Below are 25,778 nucleotides of genomic sequence, written 5' to 3' on the forward strand. Positions count from 1 at the left end.
ACACGTGAAAAACAAGTCAAACGATTATGTCATCCGCATCCTAGATTCGCCGCTGGCCGTGAATGCCGGCCAGTGGAATGCCCTGCTGGCCGCGCAAGGCCCGGACGCCACCGTAAACCCCTTCATGCGCCACGAGTACCTGGCCGCGCTGCACGCCAGCGGCAGCGCCACGCCCAAGACCGGCTGGACGCCACGCTTTGTCACCTTGTGGCAGGGCGACACGCTGGCCGGGGCTTGTCCCCTGTACCTCAAGGCGCATTCCTACGGCGAATACGTTTTTGACTGGGCCTGGGCCAATGCCTATGCGCAAAACGGCCTGAACTACTACCCCAAGGCGCTGGTCGCCGTGCCGTTCACGCCCGTGCCCGGCGCACGGCTGCTGGCGCGCAACCCGGCCGAGCGTGCGCTGCTGGTCAACGCGCTGGTGGCCTGGTGCGATGAGGAAAAACTGTCTTCGCTGCATCTGCTGTTTGGCGCCGATGACGATGTGAAAGCCTGCGAAGACGCTGGATTGATGCTGCGCCACACCGTGCAGTTTCACTGGACCAATAAAGCCCCCACGCTTCCCGCTGCGCGTGGTGCGCTGCCCCCCGAGGGGGCCGCTGCGCCTGCGGCCCGGCAAAGCCGGTTCCACGGCCCTGACTCGCAGGGAACTGCCGCCTCCACGTCTGTCGCTGCGCGTACCGCGCTGCCTCTTGAAGGGACTGGCTTGTTCAAGGACTTCGACGACTTCCTGATGACGCTGAGCCAGGAAAAGCGCAAGAAAATCCGCCAGGAACGCCGCAAGGTGCGGGACGCCGGGATTACCTTTCGCTGGTCGCTGGGACCGCAGATTTCAAGCGCCGACTGGGATTTTTTCTACCGCTGCTATGAGCGCACCTACCTGGAGCACGGCAATGCGCCTTACCTGAGCCGCGACTTCTTTCATCGCATGGAAAGCACTATGCCGGAGAACTGGCTGCTGTTCGTGGCCGAGCATGGCGAAACCCCCGTTGCTAGCAGTTTGATAGCTGTCAGCGCCCGTCCTGATTGCGCAAATGACCGTTTTGATACTGAAAATCATCCAGGACAGCCAGAAAGTTCAGCGAACCCGCCACCTCAAGGCTTGACCGCCTACGGGCGCTACTGGGGCGCGCTGGCGCGGGTGGATTGCCTGCACTTCGAGGCCTGCTACTACCAGCCCATCGAATGGTGCATTGCGCATGGCTTTCAAAGTTTTGAAGGCGGCGCGCAAGGGGAGCACAAGATGGCCAGAGCCCTGCTGCCCGTCAAGACCACCAGTGCGCACTGGCTGGCGCACCCGTCCTTTGCCGACGCCGTCGAGCGTTTCCTGGAGCGCGAAGGCGCGGGCATCGACCAATACATGGAAGACCTGGAGCGGCGCAGCCCCTTCAAGGCGCCGGCACTTCTTCAACACCCAACAGACCCGACAATCCCCTCATGAGCGAAAAGACTGCCCCCTACACCGTCAAGCTGGTTGACGCCACCGGCCTGAGCGCCGTCGAGCGCAGCGCCGCCGAACTGCGTTTTCGCATGGCGCTGGAAGCCGGCGTCGGCGGCCGCGATCTGGTCGTGCCCACGCTGCAGGCGTGCATGCTGGCGCGGTCGCTCACCCGCCATTTGGCGCCCGAGGAACTGGCCGACGCCGACCATGCTGCCGAACGCGAAGTGATCGCACTCTGGGAAAACGCCGAGGATAAAGCCATCATGACGGCGCTCAAGCCGCTGAACCGCGACACGGGTGACGCACGGTTTGAAATCAGCCTCTGAACATCAAGGCTTCAATGCTTCTTTATTGATAGCTGCTTACGCCCGCGCTGATTGCGCAAAAAGCTTTTTTGACCATGAATTCCAAATCCAGCCCCGATAACGCCTCGCCATCCTTGGCCGAGCCGCTTGCCGCCACGCCGATGGCACCCGCCATCGCGCTCGGCCGCACCCACGCCCGGCGGCTGCGCGAGATTTACCGCTCGGCCGGCTGGCCCTGCCAGGACATGGTCGAGGTCGAACTGCTGGCCGGTGGCATGCTGGAGCGCGTCGCCAGCCCGGCGGGCCACCAGACCCTGCGCGTCAGTGATGCGGGCATTGCCTGGCTGGCAGCCACGCTGGCGGTCAACCGGGCGACGCTGTCGGCGCACGAGGCGCTGGTGGAACGCATGGCCTGCGAAATGGTGCGCGCCGGCCGCATCGCCTGGCGCGCCCTGAGCCTGCGTGCACAACTGCCACCGGCCACGGAAGGCGAAAAGGCCCGGTGGTGCATGGTACGGCCCGACGTGTTTTCGATCCGCAACACGACGGTCGAGACCTATGTGGACCCGATCGTCCACGAGATCAAGGTCAAGCGCTCGGACCTGCTCGGCGACCTGCGCCGGCCTGAGAAGCGCGGCGCCTACCTCGACCTGGGCGGCGAATGCTGGTACGTGCTGGGCTGCGACGCCAAAGGCCGGCCGATAGGCGCGGCCGATGAGATTCCCGCCGAATGCGGCGTGATGCAGCTTGAAAACGGCCGACTGGTGGTGGCCCGGCCAGCGCCCCGGCGCTCGCGGAAAAACCTGCCGCTGGGCGTGTGGATGGCACTGGCCAAGGCGACGCCGGTGGCCGGCCTGAACGATGGCATGCAAGGCCTGCTCGGCGAATGCGCCTAGCTGGCAGACGCTCAGGGAAGCGGCCCGGTTAGAGGGCTCTCCCCTGTTCAATCGCGCCGGCCAGACCGATACTGACTGGGTTCATGCCCCACGCGGCAACCTTTCCAGACCTTTTCACGCCATGGCAAAACCATCCAATCGACCGCCAGCGCAAAGCCTTTCCGTCCTGACTGCCGGGGCGCCCTTGCCAAAGTCCAAAGCGGCGCTGCATGACGTGCCACCCAGCGGCTGGTTGCTGGCGCTTGAAGTGCGCGCCCTCTGGGAACTCAGCGCACTGCTGCCGGCCTGGCCGTTGCTCAATCGCGCACCCCGGGGCGACAGCCACCCGGTGGTGGTGTTTCCCGGGCTCACGGCCAATGACATATCGACCGCGCCGCTGCGCCGCTACCTTCAGCTGCTCAACCATTCGGCCTGCGGCTGGGACCAGGGATTCAATTTCGGCCCGCGCCCTGGCGTTCTGATTGAGGCCCGGGACCAGCTGTTGCGCACGTTCGAAAGCACCGGCCGCAAGATCAGCCTGCTGGGCTGGAGCCTGGGCGGCATCTATGCGCGCGAACTGGCCAAAGAAGTGCCACAGATGGTGCGCGGCGTCATCACGCTGGGAACGCCATTTGCGGGTTCGCACAAATCGACCAATGCCTGGCGGCTGTACGAACTCGCCAGCGGCCGCAGCATCGAGCAGGAAAGTGAAAGTTTCAACCTGCCGAAGGCGCCGCCCGTGCCGACCACCAGCATTTATTCGCGCACCGACGGCGTGGTCGCCTGGCAGGGCAGCGTCCAGTCGCCGAGCCGCCAAAACCCGCAGACTGAAAACATCGAAGTCCTGGCCAGCCATGTCGGACTCGGTTTCAACCCCAGCGCCTGGTGGGCAATTGCCGACCGGCTGGCCCAGCCGGAAGGGCAATGGACCCCTTTCATGCGTGAAACGCGCGGCCGGATCCAGGACCTGATCTACCCCGACCCGTCCCGGCCCGCCTGATTCGGCTTCACGCCGGGAACAAGCCGGCGGTGTTGCCGGGCTTTAATCCACGCGCGCCGGCTCGACGGCAAAGCACAGGGTGACCTGACTGCCCTGCCGGGACAGGCCGACATGCTCCGCCAGCGCCAGCGCCTGCACATCGACCCACTCCAGTTGTCGGTAACCATCGTCATAACGGTCCAGCTGGCCGTCGCCGATGGGATCGGTCAGCAGCGTAACCGTGACATCGACCGGGCTTGCCTGGGCATGGATCGTCACGGTGACGGGCTCGTCCATGGCATCGGTCAACGCAAACAAGGCAGCGCTCAGCACCATGCGCAGGGCATCGCGCAGGACCTGGGCCGGCACGTCCTCGACCTCGTTGACCAAGCGAAAACCGCAAAAATGCAGCGTGGTGGCCATCAGGCCGACGCACTCCCGCACGCCGGACTCAACAGCGGTCACGACACCCGGCTCGGGCGCCAGCCAAGTGCCCATGTCTATGCATTCGTCCAGCGCGGCCTTGGCGAATTCATTGATCTTGCCGGCTTCTTCGCGCACCGACCGCAGATCGGGCTGGGCGGCTGAAAGCTTGTGGTGCATGACGCCGTAGATCAGCCCGATAGGCTGCAACGGCCGAACCATGTGGTGCCGCAATGCAGGCGCCAGTCGCCTGAGCACCGCATAACGCGCTGCCTCGATCTGCTGGGCGGACACCTCGGCGGGCAACGCGCACTCTATTGAAGCTTGAGGGGTTTCCTGGATGGTCATTTTTGCTGCTCTCCACGAGAAATGGGTTGGCTTTCTTGTGTAACGTCTTGTTGACGTGTGTACCCAAGGCATGGTGTTTAAAGCAGATGGCTGCCGGAGCAAGTTTCCTGAAAAATATGCTGGACTGTTTGTATCAAAACAAAACACGCCCCGGCCCTTTGAAGCTCGTGAATTTGTAACCAGCAACTACTCACTCGGCACTTTTATAACAAGTTGTCAAACCCGCCAGCCATGAGCAGCCTCGCGCGACCAAGCCAGGCGGCAAACATCAACCCTGGCCGCTGGGAACCAGTTGCGCAATGCTCTGGCAGATATGCGCCACCGTGGCAGGTTTCGAAAGATGGGCATTGAAGCCGCTTTGCAAGGCCCGCACGGTGTCCACCTGCCGGCCGTAGCCGCTGAGCGCAATCGCCTTGAGGTTGCGCCAGTCGGGGCGCTTGCGTATCTTGCGGATCAGCTCGTAGCCGTCCATATAGGGCATGCCCAGGTCCGAGATCAGCAGGTCGTAGCCAGTTGCCTCCAGCATTTCCAGCGCCTGCTGGCCGCTGGTGGCCATGTCAACAGTCGCGCCCTCCAGGCGCAGCAGCGCCGAAAAAGGCTCCAGCAGGTCGATCATGTCATCGACCGCCAGAATCCTCAGCCCCTTGAGGTTTCCGCCCGGCAGGTCGGTTTTTTTGTCCTGCACCTTGGTTTGCGCCAGCGGCAACCAGATGGTCAAGCACGTGCCCTTGCCGATGCCCTCCGAATCGGCCAGCACCTTGCCGCCCTGTGCCACCGTTAGGTCGCGCACCAGCGTCAGGCCCACGCCCAGCCCGGTGTTGGTGTTGTAGATTTTCTGATCGGGCGCCTGGATAAACATGCCGAAGATGTGCGGGAGGAACGCCGGTTCGATGCCCTGGCCGGTGTCGATCACGCTGACGGTGGCAAACGTGCCGTCGCGGCCCAGCCGCACGGTGATGCTTCCCCCGGCAGGCGTGAACTTGATGGCGTTGTTGATCAGGTTCCACAGGACTTGCTCGGTGCGAACGCGGTCGCACAGGGCCGCCACCAGTTCCTTTTCCCTGCATTCGTAATTCAGTGTCAGGCTTTTCTTGCTGGCGGCCTCGCGCGCAGCCGCTGCAATCGATGTGACCATTTCAGCCAGGTCAACCGGCGCCAGCCGCAGCGTCAGCTTGCCCGTGCGGGCACGCGACAGGTCCAGCAGGTCATCGATGATCTTGGTCTGGCTGACCACGGCGCTGCGAATGGTTTCGCCAGCCCGCGCCACTTCAGGCAGCGCGCGCACCTCGGGATGGCTTAGCAGCAATTCGGTGTTGACCTGGATCAGGTTCAGCGGGTGCTTGAGTTCATGCGACATCACGGCCAAAAACTGGTCCTTGAGTTCGTTGGCCTGCTTTTCCATGGCCAGCAACTCGTCGCGGCTCACCTGCTGCGAGCGGCTTTCGGTCATGTCCCGGGCAATCTTGGCAAAGCCGCCGGCCTTGCCTTCCAGCCGGGTGACCACGCCGCTGCAAAAAAAGGTGCTGCCATCCTTGCGCAGGTGCCAGCGCTCGTCCAGGCTGCGGCCTTCCTCGCGCGCGCCCCGCAACTCTTCCTCCGGCGCCCCGGCGGCACGGTCTTCGGGGGTGAAAATGGTGAAAAACGGCTGGCCAACGATTTCTTGCGGCGTATAGCCAAAATTGCGCTGGGCACCGACGTTCCAGCTGGTGATGATGCCCTCCTCATCGATGGTCAAAATGGCGTAATCCTTGGTGGTTTCAGCGGCAATTCGAAGCCGCTCCTCGCCAGCGCGCAGCCTTTCCTCGGCCTTGCGCAATTTGGTGACATCGACAAACGTCAGCACGACGCCATCAATGTGGTCATCCATCGTGCGGTAGGGACGAATGCGGGCCAGGTAACTCCTGCCGTCGCTGCTGCCGACTGGCCGCTCGATCGGGTTCAGCGTCTTGAGCATTCCGGCAGCATCGTCAGCCAGCGACCCGTAGTCGAGCTTGTGGGTGATGTCCATCAAGGGGCGGTTGATGTCGGACTCGATCAGGTTGAAGATGCGGGTGGCCTGCGGGGTGAAGCGCTTGATGTGCAGGCTCCGGTCAACGAAGATGGTGGCAATGTCCGACGAGGCAATCAGGTTTTGCAGGTCGTCGTTCATCATGCAGGTTTCATCGACCTTGAGTTTCAATTCAAAGTTGACGGTGCTCAGCTCTTCGTTGATCGACTGGAGTTCTTCCTTGCTGGTTTCCAGTTCCTCGGTCGCCGAGCGGAGTTCTTCATTGACGGCCTGCTGCTCTTGGTTGGATGACTTGAGTTCTTTGGTCGATATCTCGGTCTGCTCGATGGTTTGCTGAAGATTTTCCTTGAGCTGCCTGATCTCGGTTTCCAGCTGCTCTATCAGCACCTGGTGCGCCTGGCCATCGCCGCTGGGCTCCTGGGCTGGCGGTTTTTCAGGCACCTCTTCGAACATCACCAGCGCCAGCGCCAGCGCCGATTCGGCTTCAACTTCCTTGAAGAAATGCACGCTCATTTCCACCAGGATCGTGCTGTTTCCGCGCCGGACCGGAACGGCATGCGTCCTGACCGGCTTGCCGGTATGCGTTGCCTGGTAAAGCGCCGTGCGCAATTCGGTGCGCAACTCGGCCTGCGTGTTGTCAAGCAGGTTGACCGATGGCGTGCCACTACCCGGCAGCAGGAATTTTCCAACATTCTCCGACAGGTGCAGGATGTTGTGGTTGCCGTCGATCAACACGCTGGGCAAGACAATCTGGTCAATCAGCTTGTGGTGCAGATCCGCGAACGAAGCCGGCTTGGGCGCACGCCGGTCCGGCCCGCGCGGGTTATAAACCAGGCGATTTCTGGGCTGGTCGGTGGCGAGCAGCAAATGGCGGATGGAAATGCCCGTCGGATTGACCTTGAAGAAGCGGTTCTTTTTGTCAAACACGGTGTAAAGCTTGGGCGCTGCCTCGACAAACTCCGAAGAGCCCAAAAACAAAAATCCTTCGGGCTTGAGCGCAAAGCGAAAGGTTCCCAGAACACTGGCCTGGGCCGATTTGTCCAGGTAGATCAGCAGGTTGCGGCAGCAAATCAGGTCGATGCGGGAAAATGGCGGATCGCGCAGCACATTGTGGTTGGCAAACAGCACCTTTTCTCGTACCTGCTTGATCACCCTGAACTGCTCTTTTTCCTGACTGAAAAACTTTTTCAGCCTGGCAGGCGACACATCGGTTGCGATCGATGCCGGGAACAGCCCGTTGCGGCCGAAGTTGACCGCCCTTTCATCAATGTCGGTGGCAAAAATCTGGAGCTCGGACATGCAGTGGTGCAGTTCCATCTGCTCCTTGAGCAAGATAGCCACCGAATAGGCTTCTTCACCCGTGGCGCAGCCCACCACCCAGACCCGCACCGACTCGTCTGGCGAACGATGGGCCAGCAGGGCGGGCAGCACCTCGCGTTCAAGCGCTTCAAAAGCCGCCGGGTCGCGAAAGAAGTTCGTGACGCTGATCAGCATGTCCTGAAGCAGCAGCTTGACCTCTTCAGGATGCGCGCGCAAGAAGTTCCGATAGGCCGGCAGGTCCGGCAGGTCCGGCAGGCCGTTGACCTGGAGCCGGCGCTCGATGCGGCGCAGAACCGTGGCCCGCTTGTACTGACGAAAATCATTCCTGGAGTAGATACGCAGCGCCGACACGATGTCGCGCAGTGCATCTTCGGCAAGCCGGGCTACCTCCTCACTGTCGGGAGCCGCGGCCCGTAGCGACGAGCCGTCTTTCCTGGGCAGGCTGATGCGGGAGGCATTGGCCCAGAGTTGCTGCAGTCGCTGCGGCATGTCGGCTGAAGTCACGATGAAATCGACCATGCCGGTGGCGATCGCGGCTTTGGGCATGCCGTCATATTCGGCATCCCCGGGTTGTTGCACCAAGGTGATGCCGCCCTCTTCCTTGACCCGCGCCAGGCCGGCGGCGCCGTCGTTGCCCGTGCCGGACATCACGACGGCAATCGCTCTTTCCTGGTGCACCGCTGCCAAGGTACGAAAAAACAGGTCGATGGCCAAGTGCGCGCCCCTTGCGCGCGAACGACCGGACAGTTGCAGATGCCCGTCATTCATTTCCAGGTCGTGCGTGGGCGGTATCACGTACACATGGTTGGCTTCGATAGCGGTCGGCTCGTTGACCTGGACGACCGGCATGTTGGCCACCCGCTGCAAAATCTCGGCCACATTGCTTTCATGATCTGGCGACAGATGAAGAATGACCACAAAAGCCATTCCATTGCCAGCGGGCATGTGTTCGAAGAAGCGCAGCAAAGCCTGCAGGCCACCAGCCGAGGCGCCGATGCCCACCACAGGGAAATTGAGCATGCTTTTGGTCAACTCGTCGGTATTTCCAGGGTGCGGGGAAACGTCATGCGGGTCTGCCATCCTGATGAACCAGTCTGCGTAAATGGAATTTGATAATACCGTTGGATACTGACATGAAAATGTTCCCGGCTGACGCCGCATCGCATCCGACATTATTTATCCGGGCCAGCAAGAATGACCAGGCCCCGAACGCCGTCATTCTCGGTATCAGGCATAAAACCTGGACATAGAGCGCCAAACAGCCCCGGCCGAAGGATTGCCGCACCGCAGGCATCCACTTAGCATGCAAAAAGCGCCTCCAGACTAAACTGAAGGCGCTTTTGCGTGCAAAGACCGACCTTACGAAATACTATTATTTTTATAGCAGTTTATGCACACTGGTAAAGCGCAAAGGGCATAAAAGTCTTATAAAAAGCTGGAATTACTTGGCCTGCTGTTCCTTGGCATAGTTGGCGATGCCGTCAGCGATTTCCTGCTTGGCGGCTTCCGGGCCTTCCCAGCCCGACACCTTGACCCATTTGCCTTCTTCGAGGTCTTTGTAATGCTCAAAAAAGTGGGCAATGGTTTTCAGGCGCAAGGGATTCATGTCCTCGGGCTTTTGCCAGTGGCTGTACAGCGAGCATTTCTTGTCGATGGGCACGGCCAGCACCTTACCGTCTTCGCCGGCTTCGTCGGTCATCTTCAGGATGCCGATGACGCGACAGGTCACCACCACGCCGGAAATCAGCGGCACCGGCGTGATCACCAGCACATCGACCGGGTCGCCGTCGCCGCTCAGGGTCTGGGGCACATAGCCGTAGTTGCAGGGGTAATGCATGGACGTGCTCATGAAGCGGTCGACAAAAATCGCGCCGGACTCCTTGTCCACCTCGTACTTCACCGGGTCGGCGTTCATCGGGATTTCGATGATCACGTTGAAGGAGTCAGGAGCGTTTTTGCCGGGGGTAACTTTATCTAGGGACATGGTCGCTTTGGAGTTGATGAAAAGACGTTGAAAAAAGGAAACAGCTGCCGTGCCGCTTCTGCCGGATTGCCGGAATCTGGCTGATTGCGCAGGCGCGCTCAGCAACGTCAACCGGACGGTTTTGCATTTCATTTTACTGATGCCCACCTTACGGGTTGCCAACGGCGCCTGTTTTCGCGTTTAATTTCCTTGAGTTGGCCAATCGTCCGATCGCCTTGCGCGTGAGCCACGAGGAAGCAACGCAGCGGGGGTCCGCTTGCGTGGCACCCATCAAGGCAAAAAAATAACGTCGGAGGTATTTATGACTGGTTACTCAGCCGCGCTCATTCTTGCGCTGGTTTGCGGGCTCATTGCCGTGGGATACGGCTTCTGGGCGAGAAGCTGGATTCTTTCCCAAGACGCGGGCAACGCGCGAATGCAGGAAATATCGGCCGCCATCCAGACGGGAGCTAGCGCTTACCTGGCCCGGCAGTACACCACCATTGCCATCGTCGGCGTGATCCTGGCGGTGCTGATCGGCTTTTTCCTTGACGGCAAGACCGCCGTGGGCTTTGTGATCGGCGCGGTGCTGTCGGGCGCCTGCGGCTTCATTGGCATGAATGTCTCGGTGCGCGCCAATGTGCGAACCGCGCAGGCGGCCACGCGCGGCATTGGCCCGGCGCTGGACGTGGCGTTTCGCGGCGGCGCCATCACCGGCATGCTGGTGGTGGGGCTGGGCCTGCTGGGCGTGACCGGATTTTTCTGGTTCCTGGTCGGCAACGGCAACTACACGCCGACCGCCAAACTCGCGGACCTGCTCAATCCGCTGATCGGCTTTGCGTTTGGCTCTTCCTTGATCTCGATCTTTGCGCGGCTGGGCGGCGGCATCTTCACCAAGGGCGCCGACGTGGGCGCCGACCTGGTGGGCAAGGTCGAAGCCGGCATTCCCGAGGACGACCCGCGCAACCCGGCGGTGATTGCCGACAACGTGGGCGACAACGTCGGCGACTGCGCCGGCATGGCGGCCGATTTGTTCGAGACCTACGCAGTCACCTTGATTGCCACCATGGTGCTGGGCGCGCTGCTGGTGGCGGCCAGCCCGATGAATGCGGTGCTGTATCCGCTGGCGCTGGGCGCGGTGTCGATCATCGCGTCGATCATCGGCTGCTTTTTCGTCAAGGCCTCGCCGGGCATGACCAATGTGATGCCGGCGCTGTACAAAGGGCTAGCCGTGGCCGGCGTGCTTTCCCTGATCGCGTTTTACGCAGTCACCACCTGGCTGATGCCCGACAACGCGATTTACGCCAGCGGCAGCCAGATGAAGCTGTTCGGCGCCTGCGCCGTCGGACTGGTGCTGACGGCCGCGCTGGTCTGGGTGACCGAGTACTACACCGGCACGCAGTACGCACCGGTCCGGCACATCGCGCAGGCCTCGACCACCGGCCACGGCACCAACATCATTGCCGGCCTGGGCGTTTCGATGCGCTCGACCGCCTGGCCGGTGATCTTTGTCTGCATCGCGATTTTGGTGTCGTACAACCTGGCCGGGCTGTATGGCATTGCAATTGCCGCCACTTCTATGCTCAGCATGGCCGGCATCGTGGTGGCGCTGGATGCCTACGGCCCGATCACCGACAACGCCGGCGGCATTGCAGAAATGGCCGACATGCCGCCCGAAGTGCGCGCCGTGACCGACCCGCTCGACGCCGTGGGCAACACCACCAAGGCAGTGACCAAGGGCTACGCGATTGGCTCGGCCGGCCTGGCCGCGCTGGTGCTGTTTGCCGACTACACGCACAAGCTGGAAAGCTACGGCCGGGCCATCAGCTTTGACCTGAGCGACCCGATGGTCATCGTCGGCCTGTTCATCGGCGGGCTGATTCCCTACCTGTTCGGCGCCATGGCGATGGAAGCCGTGGGCCGCGCCGCAGGGGCCGTGGTGGTCGAGGTGCGCCGCCAGTTCAAGGAAATTCCCGGCATCATGGAAGGCACGGCCAAGCCCGAATACGGCCGCGCGGTGGACATGCTGACGACGGCGGCGATCAAGGAGATGATCATTCCCAGCCTGCTGCCCGTGGTGGTGCCGATCCTGGTCGGCCTGCTGCTCGGTCCCAAGGCGCTGGGCGGCCTGTTGATGGGCACCATCGTCACCGGCCTGTTCGTCGCCATTTCGATGTGTACCGGCGGCGGCGCCTGGGACAACGCCAAGAAATACATTGAGGACGGCCACCACGGCGGCAAGGGAAGCGAGTCACACAAGGCCGCCGTCACGGGCGACACCGTGGGCGACCCCTACAAGGACACGGCCGGCCCGGCCATCAACCCCTTGATCAAGATCATCAACATCGTGGCGTTGCTGATCGTTCCGCTGGTGATGAAATTCCACGGCGGCGAGGTGCACGCCGCGCCGCTCGCGCCCGTCGTGGCGCCCACGGTCATCAGTACGCCCGCCAGCGTGCCAACCACGCCGGTCATGCCCGCACCGGCGCCAGCCCAGGCGCCGGAAGCTGCGGCTATCCAGACACCTTCGGCCAGCGCACCCGCGCCGGCCGCTTCCCAATAAGGCTGCGTCACGGCAGACCGATTGGTCAAACGGCCGTTAGCCCGACCCGCTTCGGCGGGTTTTTTCATGACCGGCAAGCATTGCGATTGAATGCCAAAAAATCAGCAATTGCGATTTTTACGGCAATCAACAACAATGGATTCATGAAAACCTTCGATGACCTTGAAGTCCGGCGGCCTGTCCTTGCGCAAGCGTATCTCGCGCTGCTGGGCGCCCAGCCCGGCCGGCCGCTGGCGCTGTTTGCGCCCCGGCGCGTCGGCAAAACCTTCTTTCTGGACCACGACTTGGCGCCGCAAGCGCACAAGGCCGGCATGCTGCCGGTTTATGCCGACCTGTGGCTGCACAAGACAGCCCCGCTGGAAACGGTGAACCATGCGCTTGAAGATGGCTGTTTCAACTGCGAGAGAAGTCGGGCTGGCAAAAGGCGACCGTGGCAGTGACAAACAAAAATGCGCGCTTATGGTGGGACATGATGACCAAAGGGTGTCGCTTTGATCCCAGGCATGTGAGTGTCAACCCAGTTGGTGCAGCAACAGCAATGATGCAGTTGAGTCGATAGGTGTGTTTCTGCAAGACATGAAATTGAAGATGCAGAAGACAGGTCAGACCGATGGTGGAAAACTCGATGGCAGGCAAGGGAATGCTTCGGTATCGTGCCGTTCAGCAAATGGAGTCCCACCAAACGGTTCGTATCTGGGGTCGCACCATCCGTGCAACAAGCCCGTCTGTCAATGTGCAGTCTGTTCCTTGTTTTCTAGCCGCTTTGCCTCACACCAACGCCGAGTACCGTAATCAAGGAAAAGCAGCTCAATCAGTAATGCTTGACTGCATGGGGAGTCCCAGCGGCCTGCTAACGCTTCAATCCCAGTGCCGCGAGCATCTGCTCGCTTTGCTTTTGCATCTGCTCCTGCATTTGCGTAAAGACATTCTTGGACTGCTCGACGTAAGCACCCATCATGCCCTGCATCATGGGCGACTTCGCATTCATAAACTGTGCCCACATTTCTGGACTCAAACCTTTGGACTGCTCTGCCATCTTCAACTGCAAGTCCATGAAACTCTGCACATTTTTTTCGAGATACGCCCCCATGAAGCTTTGCATCGCATCGCCGTAGAAACGAATAATGTTGGACAGTACGGCTTCGGTAAACATGGGCGCACCGCCGGCCTCTTCTTCGAGAATAATCTGAAGCAGAATGCTGCGCGTGAGATCTTCATTGGTTTTGGCATCCCGCACAACAAAATGCGTGCTGCTCATTACCAAGCGGCGTACCTCGGCAAGCGTGATATAGGCCGACGTTTCGGTGTCATAGAGACGCCGATTGGGGTACTTTTTGATGATACGTGCTGGCTCGATGCTACCGGCAGCCATTTCTTTGCTTGCGCTATTAGAACTGGCAGCCGCAGGCAATTCGCCTTCAAAGGGAGGCGAAAGAGTTGGCGAAATTACGGGCTTGTTGCTATGCAATGATGACTCCATGAAATGACGGCTACCTGCCTTTTCAGGGCGGGGTTTAGTACATTCTAGGAATGTCTTGATCTACACAATTTTTTATGGATTATCTTTTGCCAATGTTTTCCTCAGCAGGAACTGAACATTGAAAAAAAACCAATTCATAAAAATTGGTAGGCGCGATTGGACTCGAACCAACGACCCCCACCATGTCAAGGTGGTGCTCTAACCAGCTGAGCTACGCGCCTAAAGAACTATTCGAAGGTCGTATTCTAGCAGTGCAAAACATGAGTTTTCAAACCGTCGTGAAAATAACTGCAATCAGTTCACCGCCTTCGCGCCGAGCGAACGCCAGGCACGTTGCCGACGATACCGAGCACCTGATGAAGCCGGCCAGACTGGGATACCTCGACCGTGAAGGTCATCCAGGCAGTTCCTCCACGGTTGTCCTTGACCGACTGGGTCTGCACGCCGATCACGTTCATTTTTTCTTTTGCGAACACTTCTGAAATATCGCGCAGCAGGCCTTGCCGGTCGGCCGCTTCCACCGTGACATCCACCGGATAAACCGCGCCGTCCGGTGCCTTGGCCGAAGCCCACTGGACTTCAATCACGCGGTCAGGACTGCCGCTGGCCATGTTGCGAAAATTACTGCAGTCGCTTCGGTGGATGCTCACACCCTTTCCCTTGGTGACAAACCCAAGGATCACATCCGGGGGCGCGGGCTTGCAGCATTTGGCCAGTTGGGTCAGCAACGAATCCATTCCCACGACCAGCACGCTGCCCTGCCCGCCTTTTCCAGTGGCGCCCGACTTGTCGGACTGCCTGGGCTTCTTGGCGAGCACAAACTCGTCTGGCGACAAGACGGGTTCTGGAGGCCTGAGCATGGTTTCAATGGTACGCAAGGAAAACTCGTCCTTGCCCACCACTTCGAACAGATCATCTGCCGTCTTGAAACCCAGCTGGAGCGCCAGATCCTGCAGCTTCATGGCCGTCTTGCCTTCGCGCTGCAGGAGTTTTTCAACGGCCTCCCGGCCCTTGGCCACGGTCTGCTCCATGGCCAGGCCGTTGAACCAGGCGCGTACCTTCGATTTGGCCCGGTTGCTCGACAGGAAACCCAGCTCCGGGTTCAGCCAGTCCCGGGATGGCCCGCCCTCCTTGGTGGTGATGACTTCAACCGTCTGGCCGTTCTGCAAAGGCGTGTTGAGCGGCACCATGACGCCGTCAACGCGCGCGCCACGGCAGCGATGGCCCAGGCTGGTGTGGACGCTGTAAGCAAAGTCGACCGTGGTGGCACCCTGGGGCAACTCCACAATGGCGGCATCGGGCGTCAGCACATAGATGCGGTCCTCGAACAAGCCCTGGTTGGCATCACGGGCGCGCTGTGCCGCCGGCGCGGACAGCTCCCGCTCCCATGCCAGCAACTGCCGCAGAACCGCGATCTTGGCGTCGTACTCGCTGCTGGCCGAAACGCCGGCGTAGCCTTTGGTGCCGGCTTCCTTGTAGGCCCAGTGCGCCGCCACGCCATGTTCGGCATGGTCGTGCATGGCCTGCGTGCGAATCTGGATTTCGACGGCGCGCCCGTTTTTGTCGCGGACCACCGTATGAAGCGACTGGTAGCCATTGGCCTTGGGCTTGGCAATGTAGTCATCGAACTCCCCGTCTATCGGCTCGAAACATGAATGCACAAAACCCAGCGCGGCATAGCAGCCCTTCACATCGGCAGCAATCACGCGCATCGCCCGGATGTCGAACACCTGGTCAAAGTCAAGCGATTTGCCGCGCATCTTTTTGACGATGCTGTAGATGTGCTTGGGCCTACCCTGCACCAGCGCGGCAATGCCGTTGCGGTTCAGGTCGCGTTCAAGTTGCGTGCGCAGGGCTTCCATGAAGACTTCGCGCTCGGCACGTTTTTCATCGAGCAGCCGGGCGATCTGCCGGTAGGTTTCGGGCTCCAGGAAGCGAAACGACAGGTCTTCCATCTCCCACTTGATCTGCCAGATGCCCAGGCGGTTGGCCAGCGGCGCAAACACATGCAGCGACTCATGCGCCAAGGCCCTCGGAGCAGCCTGGCGGCTGGCCGCGTATTGGCGCAAAGTCTGCAGGCGCGAAGCCAGGCGCAACATGACCACCCGCAGGTCGCGGGAAAACGCCAGCAGCATCCTGCGCACGTTCTCGGTCTGGGCGGCGGGGTCGTCATGCAACTGGGACTTGCTGTCAACCGCGCGCGTCTGCCGCTGCACATAGATCAGCTTGGTGGTTTCCACCGCCAGCGCGGCATAGCTGGGGCCAAAAGCCTTGGCAATCACCTCCTGCGGCTTGTTCAGGTGCTGGCATGCATGCACCAGGTAAATGGCCGCCTGCATCGCCTCGGAGCCGCCGATAGACTGGAGGATCGCCACCACCGCGTCGGCATGGACCAGTACGTTTTCGCCGGTGTCCATCACCTCGCAGGCGATCAGCGGCTCGGCAAAGGCGCGTGCGCGCAACAGCGCGTGCGGCTGATCGGCCAGGTTGTCGGCCGTGGCCATGACGATAGGGCTAGGCACGTCGGGGGAAGCCGAGGGAATGTGCGTTCCCGCCGCTTTGTTTTTCATGAAATCCCTGTCACCTTGTTGTCATTCCTCACCAGAGCAAAAAACCTGTCACCGCAGCGACCTGATCCGGCGCAATCAGCGTTGGCGCATGTCCGACGCCGTCGAACTCGACCAGCCTGGCGCGCGGACCGCGCAGCGTCATGGTGTGGGCCGTTTGCGGGTTCAGCAAATCGGACTGCGCGCCGCGCAGCACCAGCGTTTCGGCCTGAATGCCATCGTAAAGCTGCCAGAGCGTTGTTTCGCCCTGCTGCGCGCCTTCTTCGTCAGCCAGATTGAAAGGAATGGAAATGGCCGGGTCGTAGTGCAGCCGCAGCGGACTTGCGGCACCTGGCAACACCGGCCTGACCATGGGCTGCGACAGGGCCAGCCATTGCTCCGGCGTATGCGGGCCAAAACTGCTGGAGATGGTCCACATCGCGTCGGCCGCATCCTGAAGCGTATCGAAATGGCCGGCCTGCCCCAGATAGGCGCCAATGCGCTGAATCGCCTGCCACTGCAGCGCCGGGCCGACGTCGTTCAGCACCAGTTTGCGCACCGGCACCGGCAGCGGCAAGCCCGGCTGGCCGCACACCACCATGCCGATCAGCCCGCCCATGCTGGTGCCGACCCAGTCCAGCGTGGCGATGGGCGCCTGCGCATGAAGCTGCGCCAGCAGCGCGAGCATGTCTGCCGCATAGGCCGGCACCTGGTAGCCCATTGGGTCCTTGAGCCACTCGCTTTCGCCACGGCCCGCCACGTCGGGACAGACGACGCGAATGCCGTCCGCAGCCGATAGCCCGGCCTGCGCGCACAAGGCCCGCGCCAGCACGTCGAAGTCGCGGCCCTGGCGGGTCAGGCCATGCACGCACAGCACCACATGCGAGCTGTCGGGATGACCCCATTGCCAATAGGCCATGCGGTGGCCGTCGGCGGCATCAAGGCAGATCACGTGGTTCAGGCTGGGTTCGGTCATGGTGTGGCTCTCGGGAAAAGGCTGGAGAAAGCTTGATAATTGTCCGAGCAAGTTTTGCGCCGCCTGGCGCGCAAGACGCTACCGCGCTTCAAGTCAACCATCGTAAATCATCCGGAGGAATTTCATGCTCAAAGGTAAAACGGCTCTTGTCACCGGCTCGACCAGCGGTATCGGCCTGGGCATTGCCAAGGCACTGGCCGCACAAGGCGCCAACATCGTGCTCAACGGTTTTGGCGATGTGGACGGCCCGAAGGCCGAGATTGCCGAGCTGGGCGTGAAGGTTGCCTACCATGGCGCCGACATGAGCAAACCCGGCGAGATCGAGGCGATGATGAAGTTTGCCGCTGCCGAGTTTGGCCAGGTCGATATCCTGGTCAACAACGCCGGCATCCAGCATGTCGCCCGCATTGAAAATTTTCCGGCTGAAAAGTGGGATGCCATCATCGCCATCAACCTGAGCAGCGCCTTTCATGCCACGCGCCTGGCACTGCCGGCCATGCAGGCGGCCGATGGCGGCAAGGGCTGGGGCCGCATCATCAACCTGGCATCGGTGCATGGCCTGGTGGGTTCGGCTGAAAAATCGGCTTATGTGGCGGCCAAGCACGGCATCGTCGGGCTGACCAAGGTGACGGCGCTGGAAAACGCCACCTCCGGCGTGACCTGCAATGCCATCTGCCCGGGCTGGGTGCTCACGCCGCTGGTGCAAAAACAGGTCGATGCCCGGGCCGAGGCGTCTGGCATCAGCAATGAGGCGGCCAAGCAGCAACTGCTGGGCGAAAAAGAGCCTTCGATGCAGTTCACCACGCCCGAGGAACTGGGCGCGCTGGCGGTGTTTTTCTGCTCGCCGGCCGGCGCCAACATTCGCGGCGTGGCCTGGAACATGGACGGCGGCTGGACCGCGCAATGACCTTGATGGGTTGCGATCAGCGAGCGGATTTTTAGCATCGAAAAGGCATTTTGCGCATACCCAGCATGCGCCACAAGCTATTGATTAAATAGCAATCGGAGCGACACCTGACGTTACGCATCAGCCAGTATCCGGCTCACCAGCCCGCCAATCGCCAGCGAACTCGTGAGGCCCGGCGACTCGATGCCGAACAGGTTGACCAGACCGGCCACGCCATGCGCCGCAGGCCCCTGGATCAGGAAATCCTTTGCCGGCTCGTCGGGCGCCTGGATCTTGGGGCGCATGCCGGCATAGCCCGGCAGCAAGGCGCCATCCTTCAGGTCCGGCCAGTATTTGCGCACCTCGGCATAAAAGGCATCGCCGCGCGCCGGGTCTACGACCAGATCGTCGCTTGACTCGACCCACTGCACATCGGGGCCGAACTTGGCCTGACCGCCCAGGTCGATGGTCAGGTGAACGCCCAGCCCGGCAGCTTCCGGCACCGGGTAGATGAGCCGGGAAAACGGCGAACGGCCGGCCAGGGTGAAATAATTGCCTTTCGCGAAATAACTCGGCGGCACCGCCTGCGCAGGCAGCCCGGCAAAGCGCAACGCCAGCGCCTGCGCCTGCAGCCCTGCTGAATTGACGACCCAGCGGGCCTGCAATTCGGTACCGTCGTTTGCCACCAAAGTGATAGCGCCTGGCGAACAGTGGGCGTGCGCCAGAGGCGAGTTAAGCACTACAAGTCCGCCTGCATTCTCCAGATCGCCCTGAAAGGCCAGCATCAGCGCATGGCTGTCGACGATGCCGGTGCTGGGGGAATGCACGGCGGCCACGCATTGCAGCGCAGGCTCCATGGCCTGGGCTTGCTCGCGCGAGATCAGCACCAGGTCATGCACGCCGTTGGCGGCGGCTTTTTTGATGATGCCCTGCAGCTGCGCCACCTGCTCGTCGCTGGTGGCCACCAGCAGCTTGCCGCAGCGGCTATGGCCCACGCCGCGCGCTGCGCAGTAGTCGTACAGCATGGCCCGGCCCTGCACGCAGAGCAAGGCCTTGAGCGAGCCTTGCGGGTAGTAAATGCCCGCATGAATGACCTCGCTGTTGCGCGAACTCGTGCCGGTGCCGATGGCATCGGCCGCTTCCAGCACCATCACATCCCTGCCCTGCAAGGCCAGGGCGCGCGCCACGGCCAGCCCGACCACGCCCGCGCCAATCACCACGCATTCGATTTTTTCCATTCATGCCTCCTCAAAACCTTCAATCACATTGACCGCATTCATGCCTAATGCGGCCGCCGCATAACCGCCCTCCAGCACAAAGACCGTGGGCAGGCCCAGTGCGCCCAGGCGCTGGCCCAAGCGGCTGAAATCGCCCGCCTTCAGGGCGAACGTCGAGATCGGATCATCCTCGAACGTGTCCAGCCCCGGCGCTTCAAACGTCATCCGAGAACGCGAAAAAGCAACTCACGAACAAAAAAAGCCCGGCATTGCGGCGGCATGGCGCGGTCACAGCAGCCGGGGATCAGTCTTGAGCAGCAGCTCGACCAGCGAGCGCAGGTGCGCCTTCAGCGTGTCAAAACCGGCGGTCAATTCCAGTGTTTCCTCGTTCATGTAGAGCTTGCGGTTGATTTCCAGCTGGATGCTGTGCCGTTGCGCAGCCGGGTCGCTGTAGCGCCGCACCAGTTCCACGCCTTTGTACGGATGGTTATAGGCCACGCGATAGCCCAGCGCAGTCAGATGCGCGCAGACCAGCCGGGACAGGGCCGGGCTGGCGGTGCTGCCGTCGCGGTCGCCGACGACGAAGTCAGCATGTTTTTCGCCCGGAAAGTTCGTCGCATGGCTGGAGGCCACCGCCGGCATCGAATGGCAATTGACATGAATGCTGTAGCCGTGCGCGGCATGCGCAGCATCAATCGCCTCGGCCACCGCCGCGTGGTAGGGCGTCCAGCACTGCTCGATGCGCTGCATCACCTCGCCCACCGACAGCCTGCGCTCGTAAATCGGCAAACCGTCATCGGTCGTGCGCCAGATCAGCCCCTTGCCGAGCCGCACCTTGGAAAGCACGACCGGATCGGTCGCGACCGGATGAGGCCAGGGTTCGTCCAGCAGCGAAACATCGAGTTCCGTGGTGTTGCGGTTGGCGTCCAGGTAGCTGCGCGGAAACTGCGCCTCGATCCAGTGCGCGCCCAGGCCAGGCGCAAAGTCGTAGAGCTTTTCAACATGCGTGTCTTCGGCCTTGCGCAGAACCGATGTTTCGCAGGTATACAGAAAGTCCGGGGGATACACCACGCCGCTGTGCGGCGAGTCAAGGACCAGCGCACTGGTGCCGGGAAGATGGGTGATGAGCTGCATGATGCGACTTTATCAGCAGCCTTCACACTGCGCGTAACCGCGTTGAACGCAGATCCGCAGGCTTGCAAAAATAGGCTGGGGCGAATCAGGCCTTTCTGGAAAATCCTTGCAAGCCAGCCTTCTGTCCTACAAAACTTTCCCTGTTGACCCCATGGTTGCAACTGTTTGCTTCCCTAGAATTATTCAGGAACAACAGCCCGAAGTTCAGGTCATACACCAGCGCTTGCCATTATTTACCCATCAAAGGAGCATCATGAAATCATTCAACCGTAGCTTTTCAGCCGCCGTCCTGTCGGTCGCTGCACTGACGGCTGTCGCGGGCGCTCAGGCCCAAAGCAATTACTCCTTGTATTCACCCGGCGCCAGTTATATCGGCCTGAACCTTGGTTCGTCCAATTACTCGCTGGGCAACGGGTTTGGACCCTTCGCATCGGATGACACCGACACGGTCTACAACATCTACACCGGCACGTTCTTCACCCCAAACTTCGGACTTGAACTGGGCTACACCAACTTCGGCAAGATCGAGCGGGCGGGCGGCAACACCAAGGCCCAAGGTATCAACCTGAGCCTGGTCGGCCGGGCACCCATCACCCAGTCGTTCAACCTGTTCGGCAAGCTCGGCACCACCTACGGCCGCACTGATGTGTCGAGCCAGGGTTTTGGCGTGGCATCGGGCAAGGAAAACGGCTTTGGCGTGTCGTACGGCATTGGCGCGGAATACTCCTTCAATCCGCAGCTGTCCGCCGTGCTTCAGTATGACGAGCACAAGCTGAAGTTTGCTGGCGATGGCAGCGACCGCGTCAACGCCACCACGGTCGGCCTGCGCTACCGCTTCTAAGCACCCTGCCCGCCGGCCCAAGCCGGCCAGCCAGGCCTGCAGACCCTAGCCGGTTTGCGGGCCTTTTCTTTTGCCGCTGGATTTTTGCTGCTTGACGAGCCGCGATCCCGGTGCGGCGCGCTGATCAGCGAAAATACGAGGATTTTCTTGACTCCAGAGCACAACCCCGCCCCCATGCATCCCGACAAGTCAGTCAGTGAACGTTTTTTCCAAGCTTTGCTGTTCGAAGTGCTGGCCATTGCCCTTTGCGCGCCGCTTGGCGCGTGGCTGCTGGGCTATCCGCTGGCGCATATCGGCTGGTTGACGCTGATGATTTCGCTCATTGCGATGAGCTGGAACATGCTGTTCAACCTGCTGTTCGACCGCGCCCAGCGCCGCATGGGCTTTGACCGGACAGTGGTGGTGCGCGCCATTCATGCGGTGCTGTTTGAAATCGGATTGCTGCTGGCGATCGTGCCGCTGGCCGCCTGGTGGCTCGGCATCGGCCTGTGGCAGGCTTTCGTGCTGGACATCGGCATTGCGCTGTTCTTCCTGCCGTACACGTATTTTTTCAACTGGACCTACGACGTGCTGCGGGCACGCCTCATCGCCCGAAAAATCCGGCGCGCCCGGGCTTGAACCTGGCGGCTCAGCTGCCCATGCCACGGCTTCCAAGCGGCAGTTCGCTGGACTCGACGCATTCAAAACGGCCGCTGGCAGCCTGGAAATCCCAGCGCTCCAACCGGCACGACGGCGGCTCTCCAGGGCCGTGGCAGCGCAACAGGTTGACCGAATTCGGTATGCCCGCACGCACCCGGCTGGAAAGCGCGGTGCCCGCCTGCACACACCAGAGCCGGCGCTCCAGGCCGTCAAGCCGCGTCGACAGATCGCACACCGAAGGCAGGTGGATATGCCCGCCCATGACAATGTCAGCCCCCGCTCTTGACCAGGCATGCACGGCCGGCTCCCAGCCGCGCAGGCGGTCGTGCTGGTCCTCGGCATTCATGACATGCACCGGCTGGTGCACCACGACGATGCGCAATTGCCCCGGGTCGGAACGCTGCAATTGAGCCACCACCCACTCGACTTGCGCGCTCGACACCTCGCCGTTTTTGTGCCGCCAGCGGCGCGTCGTCTTCACGCCGATGACATGCATCCCGGGCGTGGACAGCACGGGCTCCAGCACCGGGCCAAAAGCCTGACGGTAGCGCGCATACGGCGTGAACAGCCGCTGGTAAAGGTTGAACAGCGGAACGTCGTGGTTACCCGGTATGGCCAGCAACCGCGGAATCGCCAGGCTGTCGCAAAAGCCTCGCGCCTGCGCAAACTGCGACGCGCGGGCGCGTTGCGTGATGTCTCCGGACAGCACCAGCACGTCGGGCCGCTGCTCCCTGGCCAGTTGCGCCAGCGCCTGCATCACGGCCGGCTGGACGGTGCCAAAGTGCGGGTCGGAAATTTGCAGCAGGCTGCTCATGCGCCGGCCGCCCTTGAATCATGGTCATGATGGTTCATTCAATCTCCGCCTGGTCGTCCGGCAACGGCACCACCAGCAGCAAGGGCTCGGGCGCCACCTCGAACACCAGCGGCGTCTGCATCCAGACGATTTCGCCGTCGGTGGCCACCTTGATGCGTTTCATCCGGCGCGGCGTGACCGTCAGGCGGCGAAAGGAAAAGCTGCGGATGTTCTCGGCTTCCCCGAGCCGCCCGAGAACGCCGCGGAGCAGCAGGCCAAACAAGGCCAGCGTGCCCATCGGGCGAACCGCCACCGCCGCCAGTTGCCCCTGCCCCACGGCATCGGCATGCTGCGCATCAATGCCGGCCTGGACCAGCTGCAGGCGGTTGTTTCCGACAAACAGCGTGGGCGTGCGCCAGGACGCGGCCTGGCCGGCCGATTCAATGCGCAGGTCCAGCTGGCCCCGGGCCTTCAGCAGCGTCGCCATGCCCGAGACAAAAGCGACGAAGCGGCTGCGCCCGAACTGCTGCTTCCAGGCTTCACGATCTTCCAGTATCTGGGGATAAAGGCCAACACTTGCATTGACCAGAAACAGCCGGCCATTGACCTTGCCGGCCTGGACCGGCGAGACGCGGCCACGCAGCAGGACCCGGGCGGCCCGGGCGCTGTCCTGCGAAATCGCATTGTCCCGGCCGAAATAATTGAAGGTGCCCTGGGGAATCACGCCAAAAGGACAGCCGCTGCCAAGCACCGCATTGGCGACGGCATTGATCGTGCCGTCGCCGCCTGCGGCGACCACCACGCCGCGCTCTGCCCTGGCCTGGTCCACCGCTCGCCTGGCTAGCATGTCAATGGACTCGCTTCCTTCGCATTGCAGGAATTCGAATTCGCGTCCGCCTTCCTGCAGCACGCGACTGATGGTCTGCTTTTCCTCTTCAGCGTCGCGATGGCCCGAACCGCCGTTGAATACGATGAATAGCGGCCCGCAGCGGGCGATTTCCTGAGTGTCGGTCATGCCCGGAAGAATAAACCGGCGGCATGGGCTGCATTGTCAGCCAAACCCGCTTTTCAGGCGGGTCCCTGGCTTGCCTCGTCAAGCCAGGGCTAGTGTCGCGTCACGCGACACTAAGGGCGGGCCGGCAAGGGCAGCATCTGCACGGACCCCGAAATGTTGACCAGCACCGTGCTCTTGCCGGCCTCGACCGGCACGGGCGCATCGGCCATCTCGGACTTGGCACTCATGGCCATCGCGCGCGGGCGCGGCATGGAGCCCTGATCGTTGGTGTTGATCGAGACCTCGCGCAAGGCGTAGCCGCCAAAGCCGAAGGCGCTGGAAACCTCGCCCGCCTTGGCCTTGAAGCGCTCGATCGCCTGCGCCTGCGCCTCGCCCTCGACCCTGGCGCGCTGTTCGCGGCTCAAGGCAAAGCTGACGCTGCCCAGGCTCAGGGTCTGAATCTTGCCGGCCGTTGCGGTGATGCGCGGAAAATCCTTGCCTTCGAGCACCAGTTCGGTCGATCCCTGCCAGCCGTTGATCTTGCCGTCCTTGCCGTAGCGCGGGTAGAGGCTGAAATTGCCGGTGCGCACGTCCATCTGGCCAGGCGATGCGGCCTGCCGGGCCTGGCTCAAGGCGGCATCAAGCGCCTGCCTGAGCTGCGTTTGCACGGCGGCGGCATCTGGCCCGTCGCGGCTGGTGGTCATCGAAATCGACAACAGGTCCTGCTGCACCTCGACCGAACCGTTGGCGGAAAGCTGGGCCACGTTTTTCAGCGCCTCGTTCGGCATATTTTGAGAAAAAACGCCGGTTGCGCATACTGCAAGGGCGCAAGCAGCTATTGATTTAGTAGCAGTCAGCATATTGGATTTACCTTTCACGAAGAGACAAATCGCATGAAAGCCGCTGAAAACCGGCCTATAGTCCAGGCCGCAACCCAAACAGCAAGCGGCGGCATGGCGCAACATCATGCGTGCAGCGGCCTAGCATAAACTCACCAAAATCCGGTAGGTTCTTCAAGACTGCAACGCCTCCCGAAGCGCGTCTTGTCCACACCGAAACCCTGCACTCCAGCTGTCGCAAAAGCGATATTGATTGCAAAGAACCAGCCATTCGAAGCGTGTCCAACGCGAATAACACAAATAGAAATATGGGTAACATAAAGTTTTTTTGACGAAAAAAAGAGACATTTGCTTTTTTCCGCCTTCAAAATGGCCTCTGTTACATATTAAAAGACCACCATGCTTCAATCCCAATCCAACGCCCGTGCCGACAAAATCCTGATTCTTGACGACGACGCTCGCATTCGCGACCTGTTGCGCCGCTACCTGGCCCAGGAGGGTTTTGACGTCATCCTGGCCGAAGACAGCAAGGCGCTGAACCGCATCATGCTGCGCGATGCGGTGGACCTGATCGTGCTCGACCTGATGATGCCGGGCGAAGACGGCCTGTCGATCTGCCGGCGCCTGCGCGCAGCCAACGACCGCACGCCCATCATCATGCTGACCGCCAAGGGCGAGGACGTGGACCGCATCGTCGGCCTCGAAGTCGGCGCCGACGACTACCTGGCCAAGCCCTTCAACCCACGTGAACTGCTGGCGCGCATCCATGCCGTGCTGCGCCGCCGGCCCACCGCCGAAGTGCCGGGCGCTCCGTCGAGCGACCAGGAAGTCATCACTTTCGGCCCGTTCTCTTTCGACATGAGCCTGCGCACACTGCAGAAAAACGGCGAGGAACTGCCACTGACCACCGGCGAATTCGCCATGCTCAAGACCTTGGTGCGCCATCCGCGCCAGCCGCTGTCGCGTGAAAAACTGGCGCAGCTGGCACGTGGCCGCGAGTTCGAACCCTTTGACCGCAGCCTGGACGTGCAGGTGTCGCGCCTGCGCAAGCTGATTGAAACCGATGCAGCAGTCCCGCGCTACATCCAGACCGTCTGGGGAATCGGCTACGTGTTTGTGCCGGACGGCAACAACTGAGCACCTGCCGCCTTTTTTGAATTCTGCCGCTGGCCTGCGGCAGATAAAAATCGCCATGCCGGCCAAGT

21 protein-coding genes, 1 tRNA gene and 2 pseudogenes are annotated in these 25,778 nt (G+C 61.5%); 11 read left to right on the forward strand and 13 right to left on the reverse strand.

The window, feature by feature from the left end; genetic code table 11:
• Positions 1-4 precede the first annotated feature (4 nt).
• The 4 genes from ACP7AD_RS02265 (at position 5) to ACP7AD_RS02280 (ending at position 3,624) form a co-directional block, all read left to right on the forward strand.
• Positions 5-1,444, forward strand: coding sequence for a GNAT family N-acetyltransferase (locus ACP7AD_RS02265; RefSeq protein ID WP_426144769.1), 1,440 nt, complete (start codon positions 5-7; stop codon positions 1,442-1,444).
• Positions 1,441-1,770: a hypothetical protein gene (locus tag ACP7AD_RS02270; protein ID WP_426144767.1), complete on the forward strand. Its 330-nt coding sequence runs from the start codon at positions 1,441-1,443 to the stop codon at positions 1,768-1,770. The genes ACP7AD_RS02265 and ACP7AD_RS02270 overlap by 4 nt, the downstream gene beginning before the upstream one ends.
• A gap of 74 nt (positions 1,771-1,844) precedes the next feature.
• Positions 1,845-2,645 (forward strand): hypothetical protein, encoded by an 801-nt coding sequence (locus ACP7AD_RS02275; RefSeq protein WP_426144766.1) that lies wholly within the window; start codon positions 1,845-1,847, stop codon positions 2,643-2,645.
• Positions 2,646-2,766: 121 nt separating this feature from the next.
• Positions 2,767-3,624 carry an esterase/lipase family protein gene (locus ACP7AD_RS02280; RefSeq protein WP_426144765.1) on the forward strand — a complete coding sequence of 286 codons (858 nt, stop codon included), beginning with the start codon at positions 2,767-2,769 and terminating at the stop codon, positions 3,622-3,624.
• 42 nt (positions 3,625-3,666) lie between these two features.
• Here the strand turns inward: ACP7AD_RS02280 and ACP7AD_RS02285 are convergent, their stop codons facing one another.
• From ACP7AD_RS02285 to ppa, 3 genes are all read right to left on the reverse strand, one after another.
• Positions 3,667-4,374 carry a hypothetical protein gene (locus tag ACP7AD_RS02285; RefSeq protein WP_426144763.1) on the reverse strand — a complete coding sequence of 236 codons (708 nt, stop codon included), beginning with the start codon at positions 4,372-4,374 and terminating at the stop codon, positions 3,667-3,669.
• A 268-nt stretch (positions 4,375-4,642) separates the two neighbouring features.
• Entirely contained in the window at positions 4,643-8,722 is a 4,080-nt protein-coding gene (locus ACP7AD_RS02290) for a chemotaxis protein CheB (protein WP_426144761.1), read from the reverse strand.
• A gap of 421 nt (positions 8,723-9,143) precedes the next feature.
• The gene (gene ppa, locus ACP7AD_RS02295; RefSeq protein WP_426144760.1) at positions 9,144-9,686 is read right to left on the reverse strand and encodes an inorganic diphosphatase; all 543 of its coding nucleotides are present in this window, start codon (positions 9,684-9,686) and stop codon (positions 9,144-9,146) included.
• A gap of 301 nt (positions 9,687-9,987) precedes the next feature.
• On the opposite strand from ppa, the gene ACP7AD_RS02300 reads away from it, so the two are divergent.
• From ACP7AD_RS02300 to ACP7AD_RS02310, 3 genes and pseudogenes are all read left to right on the forward strand, one after another.
• Positions 9,988-12,228 (forward strand): sodium-translocating pyrophosphatase, encoded by a 2,241-nt coding sequence (locus ACP7AD_RS02300; RefSeq protein WP_426144758.1) that lies wholly within the window; start codon positions 9,988-9,990, stop codon positions 12,226-12,228.
• A 143-nt stretch (positions 12,229-12,371) separates the two neighbouring features.
• Positions 12,372-12,668: a hypothetical protein gene (locus tag ACP7AD_RS02305; RefSeq protein ID WP_426144756.1), complete on the forward strand. Its 297-nt coding sequence runs from the start codon at positions 12,372-12,374 to the stop codon at positions 12,666-12,668.
• Positions 12,611-12,787: pseudogene (locus ACP7AD_RS02310) on the forward strand (IS110 family transposase); the annotation flags it as partial. The gene ACP7AD_RS02305 and the pseudogene ACP7AD_RS02310, both read left to right, overlap by 58 nt.
• A 291-nt stretch (positions 12,788-13,078) precedes the next feature.
• Here the strand turns inward: ACP7AD_RS02310 and phaR are convergent.
• The 4 genes from phaR to ACP7AD_RS02330 form a co-directional block, all read right to left on the reverse strand.
• Positions 13,079-13,600: a polyhydroxyalkanoate synthesis repressor PhaR gene (phaR, locus tag ACP7AD_RS02315; protein ID WP_426144903.1), complete on the reverse strand. Its 522-nt coding sequence runs from the start codon at positions 13,598-13,600 to the stop codon at positions 13,079-13,081.
• A 252-nt stretch (positions 13,601-13,852) separates the two neighbouring features.
• Positions 13,853-13,929: transfer RNA gene (locus tag ACP7AD_RS02320), tRNA-Val, on the reverse strand.
• Between the two features lie 78 nt (positions 13,930-14,007).
• A complete protein-coding gene (locus tag ACP7AD_RS02325; protein WP_426144754.1) occupies positions 14,008-16,278 on the reverse strand; it encodes a RelA/SpoT family protein in 2,271 nt (756 codons plus the stop codon).
• A gap of 28 nt (positions 16,279-16,306) precedes the next feature.
• Positions 16,307-17,230: an alpha/beta fold hydrolase gene (locus tag ACP7AD_RS02330; RefSeq protein ID WP_426144753.1), complete on the reverse strand. Its 924-nt coding sequence runs from the start codon at positions 17,228-17,230 to the stop codon at positions 16,307-16,309.
• A 124-nt stretch (positions 17,231-17,354) separates the two neighbouring features.
• On the opposite strand from ACP7AD_RS02330, the gene ACP7AD_RS02335 reads away from it, so the two are divergent.
• Entirely contained in the window at positions 17,355-18,137 is a 783-nt protein-coding gene (locus tag ACP7AD_RS02335; RefSeq protein WP_426144752.1) for a 3-hydroxybutyrate dehydrogenase, read from the forward strand.
• A gap of 113 nt (positions 18,138-18,250) precedes the next feature.
• On the opposite strand, the gene ACP7AD_RS02340 is transcribed toward ACP7AD_RS02335, so the two are convergent.
• From ACP7AD_RS02340 to ACP7AD_RS02350, 3 genes and pseudogenes are all read right to left on the reverse strand, one after another.
• Entirely contained in the window at positions 18,251-19,354 is a 1,104-nt protein-coding gene (locus ACP7AD_RS02340) for an NAD(P)/FAD-dependent oxidoreductase (RefSeq protein WP_426144750.1), read from the reverse strand.
• Positions 19,355-19,540 (reverse strand): annotated as a pseudogene (locus ACP7AD_RS02345) (histone deacetylase family protein); the annotation flags it as partial.
• Positions 19,541-19,621: 81 nt separating this feature from the next.
• Positions 19,622-20,467: an N-formylglutamate amidohydrolase gene (locus ACP7AD_RS02350; protein WP_426144748.1), complete on the reverse strand. Its 846-nt coding sequence runs from the start codon at positions 20,465-20,467 to the stop codon at positions 19,622-19,624.
• A 253-nt stretch (positions 20,468-20,720) separates the two neighbouring features.
• On the opposite strand from ACP7AD_RS02350, the gene ACP7AD_RS02355 reads away from it, so the two are divergent.
• Together ACP7AD_RS02355 and ACP7AD_RS02360 are read left to right on the forward strand one after the other, a co-directional pair.
• Positions 20,721-21,308 (forward strand): outer membrane beta-barrel protein, encoded by a 588-nt coding sequence (locus ACP7AD_RS02355; protein WP_426144747.1) that lies wholly within the window; start codon positions 20,721-20,723, stop codon positions 21,306-21,308.
• 174 nt (positions 21,309-21,482) lie between these two features.
• Positions 21,483-21,926: a multidrug/biocide efflux PACE transporter gene (locus ACP7AD_RS02360; RefSeq protein ID WP_426144901.1), complete on the forward strand. Its 444-nt coding sequence runs from the start codon at positions 21,483-21,485 to the stop codon at positions 21,924-21,926.
• Positions 21,927-21,936: 10 nt separating this feature from the next.
• Here ACP7AD_RS02360 and ACP7AD_RS02365 read toward each other — a convergent pair whose 3' ends face one another.
• From ACP7AD_RS02365 to ACP7AD_RS02375, 3 genes are all read right to left on the reverse strand, one after another.
• On the reverse strand, positions 21,937-22,761 hold the full coding sequence (locus ACP7AD_RS02365) for a metallophosphoesterase family protein (RefSeq protein WP_426144745.1): 825 nt from the start codon (positions 22,759-22,761) through the stop codon (positions 21,937-21,939).
• 34 nt (positions 22,762-22,795) lie between these two features.
• Positions 22,796-23,755, reverse strand: coding sequence for a diacylglycerol/lipid kinase family protein (locus ACP7AD_RS02370; RefSeq protein WP_426144744.1), 960 nt, complete (start codon positions 23,753-23,755; stop codon positions 22,796-22,798).
• 110 nt (positions 23,756-23,865) lie between these two features.
• Entirely contained in the window at positions 23,866-24,594 is a 729-nt protein-coding gene (locus ACP7AD_RS02375) for an SIMPL domain-containing protein (RefSeq protein ID WP_426144742.1), read from the reverse strand.
• Between the two features lie 378 nt (positions 24,595-24,972).
• Here ACP7AD_RS02375 and ompR point away from each other — a divergent pair, with 378 nt between their 5' ends.
• Positions 24,973-25,710, forward strand: a complete 738-nt coding sequence (ompR, locus tag ACP7AD_RS02380; RefSeq protein ID WP_036810756.1) for a two-component system response regulator OmpR — start codon at positions 24,973-24,975, stop codon at positions 25,708-25,710.
• The last annotated feature ends 68 nt before the right edge of the window (positions 25,711-25,778 follow it).

Origin of the sequence: Polaromonas sp. DSP2-3-2b2 (assembly GCF_049895905.1) — a bacterium.
Taxonomy (GTDB): domain Bacteria; phylum Pseudomonadota; class Gammaproteobacteria; order Burkholderiales; family Burkholderiaceae_C; genus Polaromonas.